This is a genomic window from Achromobacter sp. RT286_PF (genome assembly GCF_059760425.1).
The window spans coordinates 1-1969 of record NZ_JCBAMR010000082.1; the positions used below are offsets into that span (position 1 = coordinate 1).

At 66.6% G+C, this 1969-nt stretch carries 2 protein-coding genes; both read left to right on the forward strand.

Going from position 1 to position 1969, the window contains the following annotated elements; translation table 11 throughout:
- Positions 1-180: hypothetical protein (locus AC6LJY_RS27925; protein WP_498137236.1), on the forward strand; the 180-nt coding region annotated here is incomplete at its 5' end.
- A 110-nt stretch (positions 181-290) separates the two neighbouring features.
- Positions 291-1969: methyl-accepting chemotaxis protein (locus AC6LJY_RS27930; protein ID WP_498137237.1), on the forward strand; the 1679-nt coding region annotated here is incomplete at its 3' end.

Below are 1969 nucleotides of genomic sequence, written 5' to 3' on the forward strand. Positions count from 1 at the left end.
CGCAAGACCCAGGTGGCGCGCCCCAAGCCGGCCGCTACCGCCGCCACGGTGGTGCGCCCGTTGCGCCGCCCGGCGACGCGCGCTGACGGCGCCGGCGCGGGCGGAGCGGCGACGTCGTCCTCCGCGCCCGCCGCCAGCCGCCGTCCGCCGCCCGCGGATGATGATTGGGAGTCCTTCTGACGCAACCCACGTCAGTGCATTGAACAGGCAGTCGATTACGAACAGTACCCCCCCTTTACGGACCGGCGGCCACAGCGTGCCGCCGGGACGACTACCGGAACTCTTGGAACATGTTTAGCAATCTGAAGGTGCGCACGGGCTTGATGCTCGCTCAGTTGGCAGTTGCCCTGGCCGCACTGGTTGCAATTGGTTTGGGCTGGAACAGCATGCAGGCCAGTGCTGTCACGATCAACGCGCTGGATTCGCTGAGCGTGCAGCAAAGCAATCTGATCAAGGACGCGTACACGCAGATGTTGCGCGCCACGATCCGTGCCGACATCGCCGCTGCGCAACGTGCGGCGGGCGACGCGAACGGCGCCGCCGACAACTCGCGCACCGTGCAGCAACTGATCGGCGATGCGAACAAGAAGATGGAAGCATTCAAGGCCGTGCCCAAGCTCACGACCATGGGCAAGGCGGCGGAAGGGGAGCTGATTGCGACGTTCAACGCCTTCTCGGGGGCCTTGCAGGCCATGATGGGCGCGCTGGACAAGGGCGACGCCGCGACGTACCTGACGCTGAAGAACACCAAGGCGGGCGCCGCCAGCGGTGCGTTCTTCAAGCAGCTGAGCGATTTCGCCGGCACCATCAATACCTTCAGCGAACAGGAAGTGCAGGCCGCGCGCTCGCAGGCGTCCACGATGACGTTTGTGTACCTGGGCCTGGCCGCGTTGATCCTGGCCGTGTCGCTGGGCGCCTTCCTGTTCATGAACCGCGTCATCCTGCGCCCCTTGCGCGCCGTCAGCGAGAGCTTTGACAAGATCGCGGGTGGCGACCTGACCGTGCGCGTGGAAGCCACCTCGTCCAATGAAATTGGCCATTTGATGGCGGCGGTCAAGCGCATGCAGGAAAGCCTGACGCGCACCGTGTCGGCCGTGCGCCGTGGCGTGGACGAAATCAACGTGGGCTCGCGTGAAATCTCCGCTGGCAACACGGACCTGTCCAGCCGCACCGAGCAGCAGGCCGCTTCCTTGCAGGAAACCGCCGCGTCGATGGAACAGCTGGCGTCCACGGTGAAGCAAAACGCCGACAACGCGCGCCAGGCCAACCAGTTGGCCGCCAGCGCGTCGGACGTGGCGGAGCGAGGCGGTTCGGCGGTGTCGGAAGTGGTCAACACCATGCACGACATTTCGGCCAGCTCGCGCAAGATCTCGGAAATCGTTTCCGTTATTGATGGCATCGCCTTCCAGACCAACATCCTGGCGCTGAACGCCGCCGTGGAAGCGGCGCGCGCGGGCGAGCAGGGCAAGGGCTTTGCCGTGGTGGCGGGCGAAGTGCGCTCGCTGGCGCAGCGCAGCGCGCAGGCCGCCAAGGAAATCAAGGGCTTGATCGAAGACTCCGTCAACAAGGTTGGCGCGGGTTCGCAGCAGGTCGAACGCGCAGGCGCGACCATGCAGGAAATCGTCGCGTCGGTGAAACGCGTGACGGACATCATGGGTGAGATCTCGGCGGCCTCGGACGAGCAGTCCAGCGGCATCGACCAGGTCAACCGCGCCGTGTCGCAGATGGACGAAGTGACGCAGCAGAACGCCGCCCTGGTTGAAGAAGCCGCCGCGGCGGCCGGTTCGCTGCAAGAGCAGGCCGAGCGCCTGGTCCAGGCCGTGGCCGTGTTCAAGATCAATGCGGGTGAAGTCATCGAAGTGCCGGCTCGCCAGCTGGCGCAGCAGCAACCGCAGCGTCGCGCGCCGCGCGTGGCCGCACCGGCTGCCGCGCCCGAGGCGCCCGCCGAAGCGCCGGCACCCACGCGCGC